At 74.6% G+C, this 21,773-nt stretch carries 19 protein-coding genes and 3 pseudogenes; 12 read left to right on the forward strand and 10 right to left on the reverse strand.

Annotated features, from left to right (window positions below):
• Window positions 1-63 precede the first annotated feature (63 nt).
• Window positions 64-2,220, forward strand: a complete 2,157-nt coding sequence (locus ACIRO3_RS07060) for a discoidin domain-containing protein (protein WP_404133402.1) — start codon at window positions 64-66, stop codon at window positions 2,218-2,220.
• A gap of 182 nt (window positions 2,221-2,402) precedes the next feature.
• On the opposite strand, the gene ACIRO3_RS07065 is transcribed toward ACIRO3_RS07060, so the two are convergent.
• From ACIRO3_RS07065 to ACIRO3_RS07080, 4 genes and pseudogenes are all read right to left on the reverse strand, one after another.
• Window positions 2,403-3,320: an NADP-dependent oxidoreductase gene (locus ACIRO3_RS07065; RefSeq protein ID WP_361777069.1), complete on the reverse strand. Its 918-nt coding sequence runs from the start codon at window positions 3,318-3,320 to the stop codon at window positions 2,403-2,405.
• Window positions 3,321-3,398: 78 nt separating this feature from the next.
• Window positions 3,399-3,789, reverse strand: a pseudogene (locus tag ACIRO3_RS07070) (family 1 glycosylhydrolase); the annotation flags it as partial.
• Window positions 3,790-4,042: 253 nt separating this feature from the next.
• Window positions 4,043-5,107 carry a LacI family DNA-binding transcriptional regulator gene (locus ACIRO3_RS07075; RefSeq protein WP_404133405.1) on the reverse strand — a complete coding sequence of 355 codons (1,065 nt, stop codon included), beginning with the start codon at window positions 5,105-5,107 and terminating at the stop codon, window positions 4,043-4,045.
• A gap of 563 nt (window positions 5,108-5,670) precedes the next feature.
• A complete protein-coding gene (locus ACIRO3_RS07080; protein ID WP_404133408.1) occupies window positions 5,671-6,744 on the reverse strand; it encodes an RNA ligase (ATP) in 1,074 nt (357 codons plus the stop codon).
• A 218-nt stretch (window positions 6,745-6,962) separates the two neighbouring features.
• Here ACIRO3_RS07080 and ACIRO3_RS07085 point away from each other — a divergent pair, with 218 nt between their 5' ends.
• Window positions 6,963-7,703: an SDR family oxidoreductase gene (locus ACIRO3_RS07085; RefSeq protein WP_404133409.1), complete on the forward strand. Its 741-nt coding sequence runs from the start codon at window positions 6,963-6,965 to the stop codon at window positions 7,701-7,703.
• A 138-nt stretch (window positions 7,704-7,841) separates the two neighbouring features.
• On the opposite strand, the gene ACIRO3_RS07090 is transcribed toward ACIRO3_RS07085, so the two are convergent.
• The 3 genes and pseudogenes from ACIRO3_RS07090 to ACIRO3_RS07100 all read right to left on the reverse strand — a co-directional run bounded on the left by ACIRO3_RS07090 (window position 7,842) and on the right by ACIRO3_RS07100 (window position 10,536).
• Window positions 7,842-8,672, reverse strand: a complete 831-nt coding sequence (locus ACIRO3_RS07090; RefSeq protein ID WP_404133412.1) for a peptidoglycan-binding protein — start codon at window positions 8,670-8,672, stop codon at window positions 7,842-7,844.
• A gap of 63 nt (window positions 8,673-8,735) precedes the next feature.
• The gene (locus ACIRO3_RS07095) at window positions 8,736-8,927 is read right to left on the reverse strand and encodes a hypothetical protein (protein ID WP_404133415.1); all 192 of its coding nucleotides are present in this window, start codon (window positions 8,925-8,927) and stop codon (window positions 8,736-8,738) included.
• A gap of 158 nt (window positions 8,928-9,085) precedes the next feature.
• Window positions 9,086-10,536: pseudogene (locus tag ACIRO3_RS07100) on the reverse strand (MFS transporter).
• A 9-nt stretch (window positions 10,537-10,545) separates the two neighbouring features.
• Between ACIRO3_RS07100 and ACIRO3_RS07105 the strand changes: the two are divergent.
• The 3 genes and pseudogenes from ACIRO3_RS07105 to ACIRO3_RS07115 all read left to right on the forward strand — a co-directional run bounded on the left by ACIRO3_RS07105 (window position 10,546) and on the right by ACIRO3_RS07115 (window position 12,626).
• On the forward strand, window positions 10,546-11,028 hold the full coding sequence (locus ACIRO3_RS07105; RefSeq protein ID WP_404133417.1) for a hypothetical protein: 483 nt from the start codon (window positions 10,546-10,548) through the stop codon (window positions 11,026-11,028).
• Between the two features lie 107 nt (window positions 11,029-11,135).
• Window positions 11,136-11,972: pseudogene (locus ACIRO3_RS07110) on the forward strand (MerR family transcriptional regulator).
• A gap of 117 nt (window positions 11,973-12,089) precedes the next feature.
• Complete coding sequence (locus tag ACIRO3_RS07115; protein WP_404133420.1) at window positions 12,090-12,626, forward strand: AAA family ATPase; 537 nt, start codon at window positions 12,090-12,092, stop codon at window positions 12,624-12,626.
• Window positions 12,627-12,667: 41 nt separating this feature from the next.
• Here ACIRO3_RS07115 and ACIRO3_RS07120 read toward each other — a convergent pair whose 3' ends face one another.
• Window positions 12,668-12,982, reverse strand: coding sequence for a hypothetical protein (locus ACIRO3_RS07120; RefSeq protein ID WP_404133423.1), 315 nt, complete (start codon window positions 12,980-12,982; stop codon window positions 12,668-12,670).
• Between the two features lie 89 nt (window positions 12,983-13,071).
• On the opposite strand from ACIRO3_RS07120, the gene ACIRO3_RS07125 reads away from it, so the two are divergent.
• Window positions 13,072-13,608 (forward strand): hypothetical protein, encoded by a 537-nt coding sequence (locus tag ACIRO3_RS07125; RefSeq protein ID WP_404133425.1) that lies wholly within the window; start codon window positions 13,072-13,074, stop codon window positions 13,606-13,608.
• A gap of 56 nt (window positions 13,609-13,664) precedes the next feature.
• Here ACIRO3_RS07125 and ACIRO3_RS07130 read toward each other — a convergent pair whose 3' ends face one another.
• Window positions 13,665-14,639 (reverse strand): helix-turn-helix transcriptional regulator, encoded by a 975-nt coding sequence (locus ACIRO3_RS07130; protein ID WP_404133427.1) that lies wholly within the window; start codon window positions 14,637-14,639, stop codon window positions 13,665-13,667.
• Window positions 14,640-14,747: 108 nt separating this feature from the next.
• Here ACIRO3_RS07130 and ACIRO3_RS07135 point away from each other — a divergent pair, with 108 nt between their 5' ends.
• Window positions 14,748-15,155, forward strand: a complete 408-nt coding sequence (locus ACIRO3_RS07135) for a DUF3224 domain-containing protein (RefSeq protein WP_404133430.1) — start codon at window positions 14,748-14,750, stop codon at window positions 15,153-15,155.
• Between the two features lie 88 nt (window positions 15,156-15,243).
• On the opposite strand, the gene ACIRO3_RS07140 is transcribed toward ACIRO3_RS07135, so the two are convergent.
• A complete protein-coding gene (locus tag ACIRO3_RS07140; RefSeq protein ID WP_404133432.1) occupies window positions 15,244-17,976 on the reverse strand; it encodes a LamG-like jellyroll fold domain-containing protein in 2,733 nt (910 codons plus the stop codon).
• 334 nt (window positions 17,977-18,310) lie between these two features.
• Between ACIRO3_RS07140 and ACIRO3_RS07145 the strand changes: the two genes are divergently transcribed.
• The 5 genes from ACIRO3_RS07145 (at window position 18,311) to ACIRO3_RS07165 (ending at window position 21,763) form a co-directional block, all read left to right on the forward strand.
• The gene (locus ACIRO3_RS07145; RefSeq protein WP_404133435.1) at window positions 18,311-18,742 is read left to right on the forward strand and encodes an ankyrin repeat domain-containing protein; all 432 of its coding nucleotides are present in this window, start codon (window positions 18,311-18,313) and stop codon (window positions 18,740-18,742) included.
• The gene (locus ACIRO3_RS07150; protein WP_404133438.1) at window positions 18,739-19,221 is read left to right on the forward strand and encodes a hypothetical protein; all 483 of its coding nucleotides are present in this window, start codon (window positions 18,739-18,741) and stop codon (window positions 19,219-19,221) included. Before ACIRO3_RS07145 ends, ACIRO3_RS07150 begins: the two co-directional genes overlap by 4 nt.
• Before the next feature lie 474 nt (window positions 19,222-19,695).
• Window positions 19,696-19,998 carry a hypothetical protein gene (locus tag ACIRO3_RS07155; RefSeq protein ID WP_053682076.1) on the forward strand — a complete coding sequence of 101 codons (303 nt, stop codon included), beginning with the start codon at window positions 19,696-19,698 and terminating at the stop codon, window positions 19,996-19,998.
• Window positions 19,999-20,279: 281 nt separating this feature from the next.
• Window positions 20,280-20,741 carry a cyclic nucleotide-binding domain-containing protein gene (locus ACIRO3_RS07160; RefSeq protein WP_361776978.1) on the forward strand — a complete coding sequence of 154 codons (462 nt, stop codon included), beginning with the start codon at window positions 20,280-20,282 and terminating at the stop codon, window positions 20,739-20,741.
• A 578-nt stretch (window positions 20,742-21,319) separates the two neighbouring features.
• A complete protein-coding gene (locus ACIRO3_RS07165) occupies window positions 21,320-21,763 on the forward strand; it encodes a subtilase-type protease inhibitor (protein ID WP_404133441.1) in 444 nt (147 codons plus the stop codon).
• Window positions 21,764-21,773 lie beyond the last annotated feature (10 nt).

Here is a 21,773-nt window from a genome sequence, read left to right on the forward strand (position 1 = left end):
CCGCGCCGGGCAGTTCACTCACGCTTCGATCCCCCCGGATCCTTGACGTCAGGAGTGCCCCGCATGCCCCTGCTCCACGATCGCCCGCCGAGACTCACCGTCGCGGCCCTCGCCGCCGCGCTGGTCGCGGCCCTCCTCGTGCTGCTCCCCGGCGCCGCCGCCAACGCCGCGCCCACGCTGCTCTCCCAGGGCAGGCCCGCCACCGCCTCCACCACGGAGAACGGCGGCACCCCGGCCTCCGCGGCCGTGGACGGCGACACCAACACCCGTTGGTCCAGCCAGTTCGCGGACCCGCAGTGGATACAGGTCGACCTCGGCGCCCCGGCGCAGATCAGCCAGGTCGTGCTGCGCTGGGAGGCCGCGTACGCCAAGGCGTACCGGGTCGACTTGTCCACCGACGGGACCAACTGGTCCACCGCCTACTCCACCGGCGCCTCGGCCGGCGGGGTACAGACCCACGACGTCACCGGCACCGCCCGCTACGTCCGGGTGTACGGCACCCAGCGTGCCACCGGATACGGCTACTCGCTCTGGGAGTTCCAGGTGTACGGCACGGGCGGGACCGGTCCGACGATCCCCGGCGGGGGCGACCTCGGACCGAACGTGATCGTCTTCGATCCGTCCACGCCGAACATCCAGGCCAGGCTGGACCAGGTCTTCGCGCAGCAGGAGTCGGCCCAGTTCGGGTCCGGCCGCTACCAGTTCCTGTTCAGGCCGGGCACGTACAACGGCCTCAACGCCCAGATCGGCTTCTACACCTCCATCTCGGGTCTCGGCCTCAGCCCCGACGACACCACCATCAACGGGGACGTGACCGTCGACGCCGGCTGGTTCGGCGGGAACGCCACGCAGAACTTCTGGCGTTCGGCGGAGAACCTGGCGCTGAACCCGGTCAACGGCACCGACCGCTGGGCCGTGTCCCAGGCCGCGCCGTTCCGCCGCATGCACGTCAAGGGCGGACTCAACCTGGCCCCCAACGGTTACGGTTGGGCCTCCGGCGGGTACATCGCCGACTCCAAGATCGACGGTCAGGTCGGCAACTACTCGCAGCAGCAGTGGTACACCCGCGACAGTTCCATCGGCGGCTGGTCCAACTCCGTCTGGAACCAGGTGTTCTCCGGCACCCAGGGCGCGCCGGCCCAGAGCTTCCCCGAGCCGCGCTACACCACGCTCGACACCACCCCCGTCTCGCGGGAGAAGCCCTTCCTCTACCTCGACGGGAACGAGTACAAGGTGTTCGCGCCGGCGAAGCGGGTGAACGCCCGCGGCACCTCCTGGGGCAACGGGACCCCGCAGGGCACCTCGATCCCGCTGAGCCGCTTCTACGTGGTCAAGCCGGGCGCGAGCGCCGCGACGATCAACCAGGCACTGGCCCAGGGCCTGCACCTGCTCTTCACCCCGGGCGTCTACCACGTGGACCGGACCATCCAGGTCAACCGGCCCGACACGGTCGTCCTGGGCCTCGGTCTCGCCACGATCATTCCGGACAACGGGGTGACCGCGATGAAGGTCGCCGACGTGGACGGCGTCAAGCTCGCGGGCTTCTTGATCGACGCGGGCCAGGTCAACTCCCCCACCCTGCTGGAGGTCGGCCCGGCCGGCGCCGGCACGGACCACGCGGCGAACCCGACGACCGTCCAGGACGTGTTCATCCGCGTCGGCGGCGCCGGGGCGGGCAAGGCCACCGCGGGCATGGTGATCAACAACCACGACACGATCGTCGACCACACGTGGATCTGGCGGGCCGACCACGGCGACGGGGTGGGCTGGGAGACCAACCGCTCCGACTACGGCTTCCGGGTCAACGGTGACGACGTCCTGGCCACCGGACTGTTCGTCGAGCACTTCAACAAGTACGACGTGGAGTGGAACGGCGAGCGCGGGCGCACGATCTTCTTCCAGAACGAGAAGGCGTACGACGCTCCGAACCAGGCCGCGATCCAGAACGGTTCGATCAAGGGCTACGCCGCCTACAAGGTGGCCGACTCGGTCAACACCCACGAGGGCTGGGGCCTGGGCAGTTACTGCTACTACAACGTGGATCCGACGATCCGTCAGAACCACGGCTTCCAGGCGCCGGTGAAGCCCGGTGTCCGCTTCCACGACCTGCTCGTGGTCTCGCTGGGCGGCAACGGCCAGTACGAACACGTCATCAACAACACCGGCGCCCCCACCTCGGGGACGTCGACCACCCCCTCCACCGTGGTCTCGTTCCCCTGATCCACCCCTGACCCCCGCACGACGCGGGGCGGCCCGGCGGCCGCCCCGCGTTTCTGCCCGTGCGGCCGCCGTCCGGTCGACCACCGGGCGGCGCGCGGCCACGTTCCGCGGTGGGCGGTCATGTACCGCGGTCATGTCCTACGGCGCGCGGCCACGTTCCGCGGTGGGCGGCCCGGGGGTCGTCAGAGCTCCAGGATGATCTTCCCGGCGGTGTGTCCGTCCTGGCTGAGCTCGAAGGCGGCGGCCAGTTCGGAGAGCGGGAAGGTCTTGGCGACGGTGACGCCGAGCCTTCCGGTGTCGGCGAGGCCCCCCAGGGCGGCGAGGTCTTCGCCGACGGGGCGCACCCACATCCACTGGCCGTCCGCGCCGAGCACGTCGGGGTCGGCGATGGAGGCGTGTCGGCCCCCGGGGGCGAGGACGGCCTTGGTGACGTCGAGGACGCCGCCGACGAAGTCCGCGACGACGCTCACCCCGTCCGGGGCCAGTTCGCGGACCCGTTCGGTGAGGCCGTCCCCGTAGGCGACGGGTTCGCAGCCCAGTTCGCGGAGCCGGTCGTGGTTGCGCGGCGATGCCGTGCCGATGACGCGGGCGCCGAGCGCGCGGGCGATCTGGACGCCGAGGGAGCCGACGCCGCCGGCCGCGCCGTGGATGAGGACGGTGTCGTCCTGGCCGGTGTCGAGGCGGGTGAGCAGCTGGTAGGCGGTGAGGCCGGCCAGGGGCAGTCCGGCCGCCTCCTGCCAGCTGAGGGAGACGGGCTTCGGCGCGAGGGCCCGTACGGGCACGGTGACGAACTCCGCGAAGGTGCCGCCGTGCACGTAGTCCTTGCGGGCGTAGGCGATGACCTCGTCGCCCGCCGTGAACTCGGGGGTGTCGATGCCGACGTACTCGACGGTCCCGGCCACGTCCCAGCCGGGGATGACGGGGTACACCACGTCCATGAGGCCGTCGAGCCCGCCCGCCATGATCTTCCAGTCGACCGGGTTGACCGAGGCGCACCTGACGCGGACGAGGACCTCGCCGGGGCCGACCTTGGGCACCGGCAGCCGGGTCTCGGTGAGCACCTCCGTCCCGCCGTACGTCTCGTACACCATCGCCCGCATGGTGCCCTCGGCCTCGACGTTCAACGACATGCGTCTCACCTTTCCGCGAGCATCTGGAACCATCTGTTCCGCATCCCATCACGAAAGGCCGTGCCCGCCCAGGGAAGCGGGGCGGGCACGGCGCGGGAAACTGCCGGGGCTCAGAGCGGCCCGGTGGGCGGGGATCAGGTCGACGTAGTCGGCTCCGCTGGTCTTGACGGTGCGTTCCTGGGTGTCGTGGTCCACGCGGACCAGGCCGAAGCGCTTGTCGTGGCCGTACGCCCATTCGAAGTCGGCGAGCAGGGACCGCGCGTAGTAGTAGCCGGCCGGGGCGCGCCGCGGCAGGCGGCCCGGGCGCAGGCGGCGAGGTGGGCGCTCAGATACGCGGCGCGTTCGGGGTCGTGGACGCTGCCGTCCGGGGTCGTGGGCTGCCGTTCGGGGCGACGGTGTCCGGGGAGGAGGAGCCGTTCTCGGTGACGTGGACGCGCCGGGCCCGTACTCGACGGAGGGCGCGACGATTCTGCCGCTGTCGGCCTTCTTATCGGCGGGCGGCCGGCGCGGACTCCCGGAACCTCCGACCGAGCGGCCGGGCCGGCAGTCGGCCCTGGAGGCCCGGGGCGGTCCGGCGGGACGCCGGGGTGAGGGGTGCCCCGATCCCGGGCGGCCGGCGGTGGGGTGGTCGCTGATCGGGTGGGGCGGCCGGAGAAACGGGGCGTGGTGCGGGACCGGACCGGTGGTGGGGGTCAGGCCGAGTCGCGGATCACCAGTTCCCCGTCGAACAGGACGACTTCCGGCTCCGTGCGGTCGGGGGCCCGGTCCAGCAGCAGGCGGACCATCTCGGCCGCCATGTCCTCCACCGGCTGCCGTACCGTCGTCAGCCTCGGCCGGGACGCCGTCGCCGCGCTGGAGTCGTCGAAGCCGATCACCGCCACGTCCTGCGGGATCCGCCGCCCGTGCTCGCGCAGCACCAGACAGGCGCCCAGTGCCATCAGGTCGTTGGCCGCGAACACCCCGTCCAGGTCCGGCTGTTCGGCCAGCAACCGGCGCATGGCGTGCTCGCCGCCCTCCACGGTGAAGTCGGCCTGCACGACCCGGACATCACCGTCCCCGCCACGCCCGCCGCCGTCACCACGACCACCCAACGCCGCACGGAAGCCCGCCACCCGCTCCCGGCTCGCCGCCACGTCCACGGGGCCGCCGATCGCGGCGAGCCGGGTGCGGCCCCGCGCCACCAGGTGCCGGGCGGCCAGCGCCCCGCCCTCGCCGTGCCGCAGGTCCACGCTGTCCAGCGCCAGTCCGGCCGTCGCGGGGCGGGCGAAGAGCACCGCCGGTATGCCCGCCGCGGCGAGCATGGCGGGCAGCGGGTCGTCGCCGTGGGTCGTGACGAGCAGCGCCCCGTCCGCGCCGCCCCGGCCCAGGTGGTCGAGTACCTCGTTCCGGTCCTGCGCCGAGTCGGCGAACAGGAGTACGGGGTGCACGCCGCGCGGCCGCAGTGCCCGGACGACGCCGCCGACCACCCGCCCGAAGAAGGGGTCCTGGAACACCTGCGCCGTTTCCGACCCGGCGCCCGAGACCACCAGCGCCACCGCCCCCGAGCGTCGGGTCACCAGGGACCGCGCGGCCCGGTTCGGCACGTACCCGGTCGCGACGACGGCCCGCCGGACCGCCTCGGCGATCGCCGGGTCCACGTTCCGGACGCCGTTGACCACCCGGGACACCGTCGCCCGGGACACCCCGGCCGCGCGGGCCACGTCCTCCAGGGTCGGGGCCGTGCCCGTGCCCGACCCCGTGCTCCCCCCACTGTTCATGGCCGCACTGTAGCGGCCCCGCGTCAGACGTCGAGGGGCGCCCGGAGACGGGGTGCCCGGCGGCAGCCCCCGGCGCCGCGACCGGCGAGCAGCGTGAACCGGCCCGGCTCGGTCACCCCACCGCGATGGTCCGTCGCCCGGTACGGGAGGCGCGCTCGGGCACGCGTACGTACGCCGTCACCCGCTCCCCCGGTTCCGCCTCCACCGCCGCCCGTCCGGCGAGCCGGCGCACGGGCCGCTCACCGTCGACTCGACCCGCAATAGCTACAGTTGGACCACCTCACGGCCGCGTCGGGCGCTGGTGGTGCGCAGGACGACGGGGATCTCCTGACCCGCCGGGTCCCGGCGTCCGGGTCCCGGGCGTGCCGGGGTCCCGGCGGCGCGGGTCCCGCGTCGGCGGCGGGCCTCGGGCCGGGCGCGTGCACCACCCGGACCCGATCGGGCGGCGCCACACGCGCCCCGGCCGGCGGGGGGACCACCCTGTCCGGGAACACCTCGGAGCTTCCGCCGCCCTGTACCCGGCTCCCGGTTCCCGACCGGCTGTCAACGGCCCTGCGGCGCGATCACTCGTACTCGGTGCCTCCCTTGCGGGTCAGGTACGCCGGGCTGATGGCCTTCGCGATGGCCCGACCCCCGACGACCGGGCTGTACCGCTCCGTGGCCGGACGGATGACGACACCCTCGCGCAGATGGGCGGCCCGGCCGGAGACGCTCTCGCGACCGGTGGCCGCTTCCAGGACGGCGTCCAGGTCGTACGGGCCTTCGTACAGCCTTGGCACCAGCGGGAGTTCGCCCGCGAGCAGGTCCGCCGGATCCAGCCAGCGCACCTGTCCTTCGATCTCTGCGGACACGTCGAAGACCGCGTAACCGGGCGGACCGTCGGCCGTGCGCGCGTCCGTTCCGTAGGCCAGGTCCTGTACTCCCGAGCCGTACACCTCGCCGAACAGGCCGATCCGGCTCGCGCCGAGCCGCTCGGCCAGCCGCGCCGCGGCCTGCGGGACCCGGTGGCCGCGGACGGCACGCCAGTACAGGTTGCGGTCGTCCTCCTTCAGCGCGAGTCCTTTCGAACCGAAGCCCTTGGAGGAGACCAGGACGCGCCCCTCCCCCGCGATGTACGTCACCAGGCAGGCCGTGCCGTGGAGCTTCTCCGTCAGGACGACGGGCTCGCCGGGCTCGAAGATCTGCGGGTGGCGCCGGAGGTTCTCGATGTCCACCCAGGGCAACAGGTCGGGGGCGGATTCCACGTCGCCGTTCATCGTCGTGGGGATGGGCGGGGCCCATTTGGTGATCCCGAGGGCCTCGGTGAAGTCGGCGCCCTCCTTCGCCGCGGCCTCCAGGTCCACGCCGCGGAGCGCGGCCGGTCGGCAGACCAGACCCTGCGACAGCTCGCCCCGCAGCCGGACGGCCTTGACCCGGTTCGCCGCGCCGCCGGCCAGTCGCCCGGTGAGACCCAGCTCCGCTGTCAACGTGTCGGGCAGGACGGCCTGTTCGGGGATGTACACGGCGAAGTCGCCGGTGCGGTAGGCGCCCTTCGCGACGACGGCTCGGTAGAGACCGACCTGGGCCAACTCCAGGGCGTCGGCGTTCGGATGCTCGTGGACGGTCAGTTGTTCGGCGGTCACGCGCAGGGTGGACATGGCTGCCTCCTCGGGATGGCGGGTCGGTGGTCGTGGATGGCTCCGGGCGGACGTGACGTCGGCGACCCGGACACCACGGACACTGTCCTTCGCGCCATTTACGCTGGTCCAGCGCTTATTGCGGTGTTAGCCTGCCGCGCCGGCGAGGATCCGGCGCCGCCGACCGGCTCATGGGTCGGGGGCGCGGCCGGCGCACCACGCCCCAGCAGGAGGTCCGCATGTCACTTCGTCCGGTCACCGTCGTCACGGGAGGCAGCAGGGGAATCGGCGCGGCGACCTGCGTCCGACTCGCCGCCGACGGCCACGACATCGCTCTCGGCTACGCCCGGGACGACGCGGCCGCCGAGTCCACCGCGGAGCTCGTGCGGGCGACCGGGGCGCGCTGCGTGACGGTGCGCGGTGACACCTCGACCGAGTGCGCCGTGGAGCGGCTCTTCGACATCGCCGGGGCGGAACTGGGCGTCGTCACGGGGCTCGTCAACAACGCGGGCGTGACCGGGCCGCTGGGCCGACTCGCCGACGCCCGGACCGAGGACCTGCGGCGCGTCGTCGAGGTGAACCTCCTCGGATACCTGCTCTGTTGCCGCAGGGCCGCCCGGGACATGGCGGAGACCGGAGGGGCGATCGTGAACGTGTCCTCGGCGGCCGCCACCCTCGGCAGCCCCGGGGACTACGTCCACTACGCGGCGACGAAGGCCGCCATCGACGCCCTCACCCTGGGCCTGGCCAAGGAGCTGGGGCCGGACGGGATCCGGGTGAACGCCGTGGCCCCCGGCATCATCGAGACGGACATGCACGCGGCCATGGGCGACCCGGACCGGCCGGCCCGCGCCGCGGCCGGGATTCCCCTCGGCAGGGCCGGACAGCCCGACGAGGTGACCGGGGCCATCGCCTGGCTGCTGTCCCCCGAGGCCTCGTACACGACGGGGGCCGTACTGCGGGTGTCCGGCGGGCGCTGAGCCCGGGTGACGGCCCACCCGTCGGGCCCGTGGAGCCCGTGGAGCCTGAGGTGCCCGTGGAGCCTATGGAGCTCCGTCGGGCCCGTGGAGCTCCGTCGGGTTCTCGGGCCGTCGGGCCGTCGAGGGCGCCCGGACCGCTCAGCCGAGGGCCGCGCGTGTGGCCGGACCGTAGACGCCCTTCGGGTCGCCCGTGATGCTCCGGTCGCTCTGGAGTTGGGCGACACCGCGTCGGGTCTGTCCGTCGTACACCCCGGTCGTGGAGACGTACGTGAACCCCTGGCCGAGGAGCCGCTCCTGGAGGGCGCGGACCTCCGGCCCGCGATCTCCCGGCCGCAGGGTCCCGGAGGCGCCGTTCCCGGGCGTCACGGCCGGCGGCCGGCTCGGCGACGACGTGGCGGTGGGCGCCCCCTCCCGGCCCGGTGAGGAGGACGGCTTCTCGGCTCCCCGGCCGGCCGCCTCCGACGCCGAGGCGGACGCCGACCGCAGGCCGGGGCTCGCGGGCAGGGGCGCGGACGGTGCGGGCCCGGCTCCGTCCGTCCCGGCGTCCGGGCTGCGGGCCGGAAGCACCGGTACGGACAGCCCGGAGGGTGGGGCGACCCGCGGGGGCTCGGGGTCGGGCCCGGCCGTCAGGTACACCACGCCACCCGCCGCGGCGAGCCCGAGCAGCACCAGGACCACCAGCGGCACCCGGCTCGCCCGCTCCCGCCCGAGGGGTGCCGGCGGGGGTGTCGGTACGACGTGGGCCGACGGCTCGGGGGCGTGCGGACCGGCCGCGGGCGGGTCCTGCCCGTGCCACGCGGTCCGCCGGCCCGAGGCCGACTCGTTGCCGGGCCAGGCGTCGGCGGTGGGGTCCGTGCGCGGTCGGCCGGGACCCGTCGAAGGGGACGGACGCCGCGCCGCGGCGACGTACGGGCGTACCAGCAGGCGGTCGTCGGACACGGAGCCGCTCTCATCGGTGGGGTGGGACACGGTGTTCTCCCGGCGGGTGCGGAGGTCGACTCGGTGGTGCGGCGCCGACCCCTCCTCGGCCGGTCAGGCCCCGCGCCGCCGGACGACCGGGCCCGCGCCCGCGTCGACGCCGGGGACGGCGGAGGCCGTGCGGGCGCGCGGTGGGGCGCCGAGCACGTCGGGGGCGGGCGAACCGGCGGAGACGGCCGAGTCGAGCGGACAGCGGACGGGCATGGGGACGGACGTGGGAACGGACGTGGGAACGGACGTGGACATGTGTGGCATCTCCGAAGTACGGCTCAGACCGTGGTTCTTGATCGGGCGCACTCTTCCCCGCGGGATCCCCACGGTCAAGCCGGTTGTCCGATCCGTCCGATCCGTCCCCGGAGGAGGGGCCGTTGGTCCCGGCCCGGGTTCCACCCGGGCCGGGGCCCTCACATCGGCGGACCGCCCCCGGAGCGTCCCCGCCCCGGCGGCCGACGCTCCGCGGACGGGGAGCACTCCGGGCCCTCCCGGGCCAACCGGCCCGAGTCCCCCGCCCCGTGGCCCGCCGACCCGTGGTCCGGGATCAGGACGTCGGGGCGCGGCGCCCGGCGGGTCGAGGCCGCCCACGCGATGCCGGCGGCCGCCGCCATCAGGACGGCTCCGGTCAGCGGGGCGGCGGGCGCCGAGATCCCGTCCACCGCCGGCCCCCCGACGAGGGCGCCGGCCGCGATCGCGAAGTTGAACGTGGCCACCATCAGCGATGAGGCCGCCTCGGCCGCCACCGGCGCCGCCTTGATCATCCAACGCTGCAGGCTGACGGACACCCCGCCGTACGCGAGACCCCACACCAGCGGCAGCGCGGTCCCCGCCGCCGCGCCCGGCAGGACGGCGATCAGCGCCGGCACCGCGGCGAGGGTGGTGCTGACCACGAGGAGCGTGCGGTGGGCGTCGCGTGCCCCGGCGAGGAAGTTCCCCATCACCCCGGCCACCCCGTACCCGAGGAGCAGGGTGCTGACGAAGCCGGCGTCGATCCCCGAGACGTCCCGCAGGATCGGCCGCACGAAGGTGTAGGCGGCGAACTGCCCCGTCACCACGAGGAAGGTCACGATCAACCCGGCCCGAACCGCGCGGTTGTGGCGCAGCAGGGCGGGGAGTTCGGGAAGGGCGACGCGGCGGGTCGCCGGAAGGGCGGGCAGCAGCAGGAGCAGCGCGGCGAGCGTGAGCAGGCCGAGCGCGCCGACCGCCGCGAAGGCGGCGCGCCGGCCGCCGAGTTCACCGAGCAGGGTTCCGGCGGGCACGCCGAGCACGGAGGCCGTGGGGACGCCGCCGAAGACCACGGCCGTGGCCCGCCCGACGTGGCGTTCGGGGACGAGGCGCACGGCGAGTCCGCCCGCGACGCCCAGAAGGCGCCGACGCTGACGCCGACGAGGAGCCGGGACGCGAGGAGCGCGCCGAAGCCGGGGGCGAGCGCGGCGGCGAGGTTGGCGACGGCCATGAGGGCGATGAGCAGGCAGAGCACGATCCGTCGATCGAGCCGGGCGGCGCCGACGGTCACCAGGGGCGCGCAGAGGCCGGCGATCAGCCCGGGGACCGTGACCATCAGGCCGGCAGCGCCGTCGGACACGCCGAGGGCGGCGCCGACGGGGGCGAGCAGGCCGACGGGCAGCAGCTCGGGGATCCGGGGGGCGCGCCTCCCCCGTCGTCCGTACCGCGGGCCCATTGTGCGACCGGGTGGGGCGTTCCGGGCCTCCCTGTGGCGAATCGATTCGGCAACGGGCCCGTCCACCGCCGCCCGCCCCGCCGCGCGTCCCTCGCCCGCCCCGCCCCGCGCCCCGCTCCGCAGACACGCCGTCACCCGGACGCGTGAGCGGCGGAATGCGGCGCTCCCGGGGTACGGCATGGTGGACGCATGCAGTTACGCCGGGCCGCCCTGCCCCTCTCCCTCCTCGCGCTCCTCGCGACCGCCGGCTGTGTCTCCGTCGGCCCGGACTCCGCTCCCACGGGCCCGGGGCGGGGCTCCGCGCCGCCCGTCGACGCACCGGACGCCGCGGCCGACCGGGGCGCGTCCGACACCCCGCCGGCCCTGTCGCTCTCCCGTGCCCTGCCGCTCGGCCCGTTGCCGGACCGTACGGACGAACCGGCCCCGGACACGGACACGGGCGCGGCTCCGGACGCCGGCGAGGCGCTGCCGGCGCGCGCGGCCCGCCCACCCGCCGCGCCGCCCGCGCGACCCGCCATGCCCCGGCGCGCACGGACGCCCAAGGCCGCCTCGCCGCACGTCCCGCGCCGGTCCGCGCCCCGGACTCCGCGCGCCGACGAACTGTGCGCGGCCGCGGAGGGCGCCGTGCCGCCGTCCGTCGTGGACCTCTGCGTGCGCCAGTACGGCCGCTGACCGGCCCGGACTCCCCTTCACCGGCCCCGACCGCCCTCGCCGCGCCGGGGGCGGACCCGGTCGTGCTTGACTCTCCCCCCGTGTCAGGGCGTGCACTGGGAGGCGTCATGTTCACCATCGGAGACTTCGCCGAACACGGCCGGGTGTCGGTCCGCATGCTGCGTCACTACGACGCGCTCGGACTGCCGCGCCCCGCCCCGCGCGGGTCGACCCCACGATCGGCTACCGCTTCCACGAGGCCGAGCAACTCGCCCGCCTCGACCGTGTCATCGCGCTCAAGGACCTCGGCTTCAGCCGGGAACAGGTCGGGGCGATCCTCAACGAGCGGTGGGGCGCGGACGAGCTGCGCGGCATGCTGCGGTTGCGGCGGGCGGACCGGAGAGCGCCATGGCCGCCGCGGCGGCCCGGCTGCACCAGGTCGAGACGAGGCTCCGGACCATCGGGAGCGAGGGAACCATGCCCACCGACGAGATCGTCGTGAAGAGCCTCCCGCCCGTCCGGCTCGCCGAACTGACCGGCGTCGCGGCGAGCTACGCCCCGCAGGACATCGGGCCGGTCATCGGGCCGCTGTACGACGACCTGTGCCGGCGGATCGAGGCCGCCGGAGTGGCCCGACCGGCCCCGGCCTCGCCCGCTACGAGGCCGCTCCGGACGGCGGCCCCGGATCGGTCCTGGTGCACGCGGGACTACCCGTCGCGGCCGCCGTGCGCGCCGAGGACCTCGGGGGCGCCGTACGGATCGTCGAGCTGCCCGGTGTGGAACGCGCGGCGACCGTCGTGCACCGGGGCGCCGTGGACGACGTGTTGCCGACGGCGCAGGCGTTGGCGCGCTGGATCGACGCGCACGGTCACCGCTCGGCCGGGTACGCGCGCGAGCTGAACCTGGACTGCCCCGAGGACCGCGAGCAGTGGGTCACGGAACTCCAGGAGCCCTTGGCCGACTGACCCCGGCCCCGGCCCCCGGCCCCCGGCCCGCGCCCACTCGCCCCCCGCCCCCTCGCCCGCCGGCCTCTGGTCCACCGGCCCCTGGCTCACCGAGCGCGGACGGCTTACGCTCCGCTGGTGCAGCGCGTACTCGTCGTCGGCATCAGCGGAGCCGGCAAGTCCACCCTGGCCCGGGCGTTGGGCCGGCGGCTCGGGCTGCCGTACCACGAGGTGGACGCGCTCCACTTCGGCGGCCCGGGGTGGGCGGTCAGCGAGACGTACGTCGCCGACATGGAACGGATCGCCGCGACCGGGCTCTGGGTACTCGACTCGTCCGGTCCGCCGGCGGTCCGCGACCTGCTGTGGGCGCGGGCCGACACGGTGGTCTGGCTGGATCACCGGCGGTCCGTGGTCATGCGGAGGGTGGTGCTGCGGTCGTTGCGCCGGAGCCTGTCGCGCGAGCGGCTGTTCAACGGGAACCGGGAGGCCTGGCGGGAGTGGTTGCGGGCCGACCATCCCGTGTGGTGGGCCTGGTCCCGGTACGCCGGCCGGCGGGCCGAGATCGGTGGCCGGGCCGCCGACCCCCGGTTCGCCCCGTTGCGCGTGGTCCGCCTGCGCAAGCCCGCGGAAGCCGACGCCTGGCTCCGGACGCGGCGGACGCGGCGGGCGGACTAGGTTCTGCCCGGTTGCCCGCGGTGGCGGTCGGTCGCGCCCGGTCAGCCGCGGTCGGGCAGCCGTCGTCCGCAGGCCTGTGCGCAGCGCCGGGCCGTGTGGGCCGTGCCGCGGCGGGCGGAGCGCAGCCGGGTCATCGCGTCGTGCCCGCGGCGGCCCCACTCGGCGCGGGGCAGACCCGCGCGCCGGCCGCCACCCGCGATCAGGGCGTTGACCGGGGTGGAGGGGTCGACTGCCATCGCCTTTGCGAGCAGTACGCCGACCACGAGCGGTACGAGCGCCACGGCCAGCGCCGAACCGGCGGTGGTCACGTGCCGCATGCGCGGGTGGTGCGCGCTCTGCGCGGCCTCTGAAGTCATGTCCCCATTCGACCACCGGGAGCACGGCGGGGAATCGGGGCGGATACTCAGGCCGTTGGGCACGAGGTACTCAGACGAGGGGGTGTGCGGTGACGGAAGGACCGGGCGATCGGGGCTTCGAGCCCGCGACCGGCGACGAGGTGGCGGCGGCATCGGCGGCGGTGTCCGAGACCGCGTCGGCATCCGCGTCGGGGGCAGGCGGGGCAGGCGGGGGCGCGGGACCCGCCGCCGCCCGGGCCGCGGAGCTGCGCACGGCGTACGAGGGGATGTTGCAGATCCGCCGACTGGTGAACGGGACGGGCGACGCCTCGGTTCCCGCCCCTTGGGAGCTGCGCCGCATGTCGCGCGCGGTGGCCCTGGCCCTGGAGGCGGCGGGCATCGCGGCGTCGGCGGTGGACGAGCGGGGCCGCCGGACCCGCACGGGATACCGGGTGGCCGCCGGCGCCGAAGTGGGGCGGGTGGAGGTGACCTGGCCGGGCCCTGCCGGCGGCGGGGCCGCGGAGGAGGAGCAGGAGCGGCTGACGGCCTGCTCGGCAGTGCTGGAGGCGCTGGGATGGGTGTGCCTGCTCTACCGGGGGCCGCGCCGGCGCCGCTTCCTGGAGGTGGAGCCGCCGCGCCGGACCTGACGGACCTGACGGAGCGGACGGGAGCCGCGGGCCGCCGGTCGGCGCGCCGGCGCGGTTCACCCGTACAGGTCCGCCAGCGCGGTCGCCGCCTCGGCGAGGGCGCGGCGCAGTTCGGGCGGACCGAGCACCTCGATCTCGGCCCCGAGGCCCAGCAGGTCGCCGACCGCGACGGAGGTCGTCTCGACGGTCAGTTCGACCCGTGCCCAGCCGTCCGCCTCGACGCCCTCCCCCGTCGCGTCGGCGGCGGCGAGGGCCCGCGTCCCCGCCGCCCCGAACCGCATGGGCAGCAGGCTCCGGCCGCGCGGCGAGACGCGCAGCCGGGCGGTCCGCGCGTTCAGCGCGGCCCGCAGCCGGCCGGAGGACTCGGCCCAGTGGGCGGCGAGCACGAAGTCGTCGGGCCGCTCGAAGGTGTCGGCGAGGACGTCCACGGCGAGGAACCGACCCACGCGGTAGGTCCGCAGCGCCTCGCCGGCCCGTGCGACGAGGTACCAGATGCCGCCCTTGAGGACGAGGCCGAGCGGATGCAGTTCGCGCCGGACCGGGCCGGCGGGTCGGTCGTAGTGGGCGTTCAGGACGTTCTGGTCCCACACCGCGCGGGCGATCCGCCCGAGGTGCGGGACGGGGTCCGCGTCACGGAACCAGGCCGGGGCGTCGAGGTGGAAACGGGCCCGGATCCGCTCGGCGCGGACGGCGAGTTCGGCGGGCAGCGCCGCCCGCAGCTTGAGCTGCGCGGCGGCCAGGTCGGCGCCGAGTCCCAGTTCCGCGGCGGGTCCCGGGGCGCCGGCGAGGAAGAGCGAACCGGCCTGGGCGTCGGTGAGTCCGGTCAGCCGGGTGCGGTAGCCGTCCATCAGCCGGTATCCCCCGGCGGGCCCCCGGTCGGCCAGCACGGGCACCCCGGAGGCGCCGAGGGCCTCGACGTCCCGGTAGACCGTGCGGATCGAGACCTCCAGTTCCGCGGCGAGCTCGGGCGCGGTCATCCGGCCGCGGTTCTGGAGCAGGAGCAGCAGGGAGAGGAGGCGGTCGGCGCGCATGGCGCCATTGTCGCGGCATACCTGACGCGAGGTGTCAGGTATGCCGTCGATGCTGCTCACACGTCGGGCGGAGGTCCTGCCCGACGGCAGAGAGTCGGGAGCATTCGCATGCCCACGTCCACGACCGGCACCTTCTCCTTCTCCGACTGGAAGGAACTCCCGATCGGCTCGGCCGACGCGACCCCGCGCCTGGCCCACGCCACCGTCACCAACGCCTTCTCCGGTGGCGTGGAGGCCGCCGCGACGACCTGCGACTACACGGTGGCGTACACGTCGCCGACCACGGGAGGCTTCGCCGGGATGGAGTTGGTGGCGGGCCGGGTGGACGGGCGCCCGGGCACGTTCGTGCTGGAGGAGCGCGGCACCTTCGAGGCCGACGGCACCACGCGCTGCGCGTTCTCGGTGGTCCCGGGCAGCGCCACGGGAGAGTTGGCGGGGCTCTCGGGTTCGGGTTCCTTCACCGCCCGCCACGGCGAGGGGTCCGTCGCGTACGCGTTCACGTACGACCTGGGCTAGCGACGGGCCCGGGACGGCTCTCGGCGCCGCCGTGCGGAAGGGCGCGGACCGGGTCGGTCCGCGCCCCCCACCGGGTCCCGCTATCGGATCACGGGGCGCCGAAGGTCAGCGTCAGTCGCGGCGTGCCCTCGTTGGCGGCGGCCTCCGAGGACCACAGCCACAGCGCGTCGGTGCCCGCGCCGGTCAGGGCCAGGCCGTAGGAACCGCCGAGCTCTCCCGCGATGGTGGCCGTGTTCAACGCGGTGCTGTGCACCGCCGAACCGTCGGGGACGCCCGCGAAGCTGCCGAGCGCCGGGGATCCGAGGGTCGGGCGGTTGGCGTGGGTGGTCCCGGCCTCCGTCCACGCGCCGGTGATCGGGACCACCGAAACGGTGTCGGTGGTGCCGGCTCCGCTCATCGTGCTCGTCTTGATGCCGAGCGTGGCCGACTTGAGCACCGTGCCCGCGGGTGCGGCGGGCAGGGTGAAGCGCAGGTAACTCGCGTACAGGGAGGTGCCGCGTACGGCGAGGGAGCCCGAGGTGCCGTAGTTGGTGCCCGGGGCGCCGGCGTTGGCGTAGGTGTCCTCGGCCGCCGTGACCTCGACGACCGAGTCGGCGGGCGCGGAGGCGAGGGTGTGGTGGTTCTGCACCTGCGCCGCGCTGAGCACGGTCGGGTACACGGCGCTCTCGTCGAGTTGGCCCGCCCAGAAGTCGCTCGTCGGGCGGTCGGGCCAGCCGTTCAGGTTGTCCGCGCCGGCGTGCCAGAAGCCGGTGTAGTTCTCGTGGGTGGTGACGTTGAGGGTTCCCCGCTGGACGCCGTCCACGTACAGGGTCATGCCGCCGGGGCCCTGGGTGGCGACGACGTGGTGCCACTGGTTGTCGTTGTAGCCGCCCGGGGTCGTGATGGTGCGGGTGGCGCCGGTGTAGACGCCGTAGACGAGCCGACCGTCATTGGTCATGTAGATGTGCTTGTCGTACTGACTGCTGTTGCGGTCCTGGTTGTTCCCGAACCCGAAGAGCTTGCCGCCGCGGGTGGTGTTGGTCCTGAACCAGGTCTCGATCGAGTAGTTGGCGCCGACGCTCTGCCGCTTGTCCCCGTGGACCTGGTTGTCGGTCCCGTTGAATCCGATGGCCGTACTCGCGCCGGTGACCGCGCCGGGCGTCTGGCGCAGGGCGGGGCCGTTGAGGTGGATGCCGCTCTGGTTCCCTCCGTCGGAGGAGTCCGCGACGAACGGCGCGGCCGATTCGTCGTAGCGCCAGTACTGCTGGGCGCCGTCGGTGCGCACCGCGTTCGGGTACGCGTCCACGGACGTCGGCACCGTCACGGTCGAGGCCCCGGACGGGGCGCCGACGTTGCCGGCGGCGTCCGTTGCCGTCACCCGGTACGTGTACGACTGGCCGGGCGAGACCGTGGTGTCCGTCCAGGACGCCTGCGGCCGCCGGAAGAACAGCGAATCGGCGGTGACCGTGCCGATGGGACTGGCCGCCCCGTTGCGGTAGATCTTGTAGGTCAGCGCGCTGTCGTCGAGGTCGAGGCTGGTGCGCCAGCGCACCTGGACCTCGCCCGGCCGGAAACTGACGGCGCTCGCCACCGGGACGGTGGGCGCCCCGGTGTCCCCGGTGGAGGAGAACCGCGTCAGGCTCTGCTGCGCGGCCTCGTTGACGGTCGTGAACTCACCGCCCACCCACAGGTACTGGGACCCGCCCTTCGAGCCGACCGTCATCACCCGCGGGCCGATGCCCTCGCCGATGCCGTCGTTGGTGTCGGGGGCCCAGCCCAGCTTGCCCACGCCCGCCGTCGGCTGGGCGAGGAGGTGGTGGCGCCGGCCGTCGGGGAACTCCCCGACGCTGGAGCAGTCGTGCGCGTGCGAGGCGCTGTACAGGACGCTCTGGTAGGGCAGTACGGCCTGGGTGGCGCCGAGGCAGGTGTCGCGCCACCGCTGGTTCAGGTCGCCGAGGTCGACGGCGATCCGGCCGTCGAAGACACCGCCGCCCGTGCCCTCGTTGGCGGTGTAGAAGCCGGTGGCGTCGGTGGCGATGTCCTTGACCACCGAGTTGGTTTCGATGAAGCCCGGATACGCCTTGGTGAGCGCGCCGCTCGTGGCGTCGACCACCGCGAGGGCGTGGCTGTTCGCGCCGTTGACGGTGAAGAAGTCCCCGCCGAGCAGGACGTTCTGCCCGTCGGGGGTCACCTCGACGGCGCGGCCCGGATCGTCCGCGTTGGCGGTGAAGGGGCGCAGCGCGCCGTCGGCCGTGGCCACGGCGGCGAACCGTTGGCGCGGTTGGCCGGCGACGGTGAGGAAGTCGCCGCCCGCGTAGACGGTGTCGCCGGTGACGGCGAGGGCGCGCACGGTGGCGGCGAAGGCCGGCCGGAAGGAGGTCTTCACCGAGCAGGTCGCCACGTCGATGGCGGCGAGGCTGGAGACCGGTGTGCCGTTGACGGCGCCGAAGTAGCCGCCCGCGTACAGGGTCTTCTTGTCCGGGGAGAGGGTGAGCGCGCGGACGGTCGCGGTGCCGCCGCCGACGGTGAAGTCCAGCTCGCAGGAGGTCGGGGCGCCGGTCGCGGCGTCGAGCGCCACGAAGTTCACGGCGGACTGCTCGCTGCCGCCGCCGCCCGAGGGGGGACGTACGGCCGAGAAGGTGCCGCCGACGAAGACCTGGCTGCCGGTCTCGGCGAGGGCCCAGACGACGCCGTTGGGCTGCCAGGTGGCCAGCGCGTCGGCGGTGAAGGCCACGGGCGGGGTGACGGCCGCCGCCTGTGGGACGAGGCCGAGGCCGATGGCCGTGCCGGTGCCGGCCAGGGACAGGGCGAGAGCGATCGCCGTCCCTCTGGATCTACGCATGAACCCCCCAGTTCGGTGTGCGATATGCGAAGTGGCCGAAAACAGCTGTCGAGCCGGCCTCGGCCGTGCGTACTGGCGCACCCTAGGGCGATTCTCCGGGCCGGTCATCACACTTGACGTATCGGATGCCGAACCGGACCGGGGCCATCGGCCCGCAGCCGCGGGCAGTGGGCGGCTCCGCCACGCCCGGCGTGCGGGGTCACCGAGCGAACCGCGCGACCGTTCTCGCAGGTCAGCGGCCTGATCCCGGCGGCCCCGCGAGCCGTCTCCGCCATGCCCACGGACCGGGGCGCGCGCCCTGCTGGCAGCCGAGGGCGTGTAGCACCATGGGGGCATGAACAGACGTACGAGCAAGCGCCTTTCCAGGCAGCTGGTCGAGGCCGCCGGGTACGGCTCGGCGGCACGGGTGGTGGAGCTGATCCGCGCGGGGGCGGACCCCGGAGGCCGAAACGCGGACGGGACCACCGCCCTGTACGCGGCCTCGGTCCAGGGAAACCCGGACGGCGTCCGGGCGCTGCTCGGTCACGGCGCCGATCCGAACGCGCACAGCGGCGGCCCCACGGACGGAACGCCGCTGTGCGCGGCGGCGTGCTGGGGCCACGTGGAGACGGTGCGCGCGCTGCTCGCGGGCGGCGCCGATCCGGGTCTGCGCGAGGACGACGGGCAGGGGCCCTCGCCACTGGAGTGGGCGGTCCGCGAGGAGCACGAGGACGTCGCCCGCCTGCTGCGGGAGGCGTTGTCGACGACGGCGGTGGGCGGCGCGTGATCGACGGGGGCGGCTCGTCGCCGGAGCGCCGGGACGGAGCCGCGGCCGAGGCGCGGATGACGGGGCCCCGGTCGCTCACCTTCTCGGCGTGGCGCCCCGGTCCGCCGCCGACCTACGTCTCGGCGGCGGAGATGCTGGTGCGGCTCGGGAGCTTCGGACTGGAGTTGACCTGGCGGGTCCGGATCCACGAGCGCGGCGTCCACCCGGAGCTGGAGGCGCTGATCGAGGGGCCCCGGGTCGAGACCCTGCCGTTGCTGGCCCTGTTGGCGCCGCGCCGGCAACTGATCGACGCCGACTTCGACGGGTACGCCGCGGACGGCGCGCTCGTGGTGGAGTTGCAGGAGTTCGACAGCTCCGCCTGGGACGTCCGCACCCGCGATCCGTGGCTGCTGGACGCCCTGCCCCGATGGTTCCCGGACGCCGCGCCGAGCCCGCCGTCCGCCTGGGGCGCCGGCGCCGGCGAGTCCTGGCCACGCTGAACCCATCCGGCCGGGGGCGGCAGAGCAGGGCCGCGGGGCCCTGACGGGCGGCGGCGCGGGTGGGGAAGGCGATGCCCGCCGCGCACTCGGTCGGCAGGCACCGGCCCTTGAGGTGACCCTGACGTAGTCCGCCGCCCGGTTCGCCGGAGGCCGGGCGGCGTGCGCCGGTCGAACCGACCTCCCGGTCGGCCCCGGCCGGGAGGGCCTCACGGGCGGGCGCGCACAGGCCGGCCGGTGGAGGTACGGGCCGGGCGGCGTGCGCCGGTGGGACAGGGGCCGGGCGGGGAGGCCGGCGGAAGGCAGTACGTACGGTCGTCGGTTCGTTTCGTTCGGTCATGTCCGGTTCCTGTCAACCGGCGGCGCCCCGCGCCACTCGTTTACGCACGCCCACCCCCGCGAAACCGCCCCGCGCCGGGCCGCGCGCCTCTACCGTGCCCTGAGGGGTTGGGCACGACACCGGAGGGTGGGGCGCGGATGGACGACGAAGAAGACATGCGGCTGGCGAGGATGACCCCGGAGATCTCCCGCCGCACCCTCGCGATGCTGCGCGGGCTCGCGGGCCTGGAGCCGCCGGAACAGGTACCGGAGGACGCCATGCTCGTCGCGGACGCGATCCTCGCCGAACACGGCACGGACGGCCTGCGGGTGCTGGTGATGACCCTGGCCGCCTGGGCGACGGCGCAGATCGAGAACGTGGCGGAACTGAGCGAGCGCAGTCACGAGGCGGTACTGGACGCGATGGAGCTGGCCTGCCTGGAAGCCAATGCCGAGGAGTGAGCCCCGCGCCGCGGCGTGGGACCGGAACCGCCGGAATGGTTTCTTCCGCCGTCGATCGGTCAACGCTGCCAACAGTGCGCCGACGCCGCCGGCCCTGACGAAAGGGGACAGAACGGTCACCCTCGGTGATCGCCGTGCGACAGATCGCCCCAGCCGCGGGCCCCTCGGCGGGTCCGCCGGGCCCTGATGCGCCGCGCGCGACGGTCACACCCTGGATCGGCGGAAGTCGGCGACACTGGGGGGAACAGGAGCGTAGTGGGGGGTCGTGATCGGAGGCCGTCGTGAGCACACCTTCCCCCATCCGGATCGCCGCAGTCCTGTCCACCGAGCACCGTGGACGGCTGATGTCGCACGCCCGCGAGGTCAATTTCCCCGAGAACGCGCGGATCTTCGACGAAGGCACCCGGGCGGACTCGTTCTGGATCGTGCGCTCCGGCACGGTGACGCTGGAGATCCCCGTCCCCGGCCGCAGGCCCACGCCCGTGCAGAGCCTCGGTCCCGGTGAGTTGGTCGGTTGGTCCTGGCTGTTCCCCCCGTACACCTGGCAGCTCAGCGCCGAGGCGATGACCCCGGTGCGGGCGTACGAGTTCGACGCGACGACCGTACGCATGCTGATGGACGTCGATCCCGCGTTCGGATCCGCGGTCGGGCACTGGGTCGGTCGGGTCCTCGCGGTCCGCTTGCAACAGACCCGCACCCGGCTCATCGACCTGTACGCCCCGCGCACGGGCGCCACGCGCTGAGGGTCGGGCCCGCAGCCGGGGGACGGGCCCGACCCCGTCCTCGCCGCGCAACCCGGGATCTGGCGCGTCGTTCCGGCGGTAGCCGCTGTGGCGAGCGACGGCAACTGCTGCGAGGCGGACACGTACCCGGATCCCGCCCGCACCCGGGCGGTGGCCCTGTCGCCCGCCGCGGCGACGTCACCGGGCCGCGAACGAACCCTGGCCCGCGCCGAGGTGTGGTGCGCGGACCGGACCGGTTGCCCGCCACGGCCCGGCGGCCAGACGAGCTGCTGGGCTCGGCGAGCTGCACGGCTCGGCGCTGGGGGTGGAGGACCGCCGGGCCGTCGCACGCGGCGGCCGGCACCGGGTCGACGCCTGCCGAACCGGCCTCGGCGCGTGTGTTTCGGGAGTGTTTCAGGGGTGTCTTCGGCCGATTCGGCGGCTCGCTCCCCCACAGGTCAACACCCCGACACCGCTGCGGACTGCACTCATGCGATCACGATCAGTGACGTGAAACTGCGGTACGAACGGGCGTTCCCGTCCCTCATGGGCAAGACTCACGTCCGCTATCCGAAGCAACCACCCGAGGAGTGTTCGAAATGCGGTCCATCACCAGGAATCTGGGACTGGCCACCGGCGCCATGGCGCTCACCGCCCTCACCGCACTGGTCGGCTCGGGAGCCGCCGACGCGGCCCCCGCCGGCACGGAGAGCATGTACGCGCCCTCCGCGCTCGTGGTCACCGTCACCGCCGGCGAGGACGCCGACGCGGGTACGGCGCTGCGCGCGGTGACGCTGGTGTGCGCCCCGCGGCCGAGCGGTACGCACCCGGACCCGGTCGCCGCCTGCGCCGAGTTACGGGCGAACGGGCGCGCGCTGGACGCACTCGCCGAACCGCGCGCGGACGCCGCGTGCACCAGGGAGTGGAACCCGATGACGGTCACCGCCGACGGGGTCTGGGAGGGGCGCCGGCTCAGCTACACGTACACGTTCGGCAACCCGTGCGGTCTGCGGAACAGCACCGGCGTCCTGTTCGGCATCTGAGCCCCGGTGC

Source organism: Streptomyces sp. NPDC102278 (genome assembly GCF_044766345.1).
Taxonomy (GTDB): Bacteria; Actinomycetota; Actinomycetes; order Streptomycetales; family Streptomycetaceae; genus Streptomyces.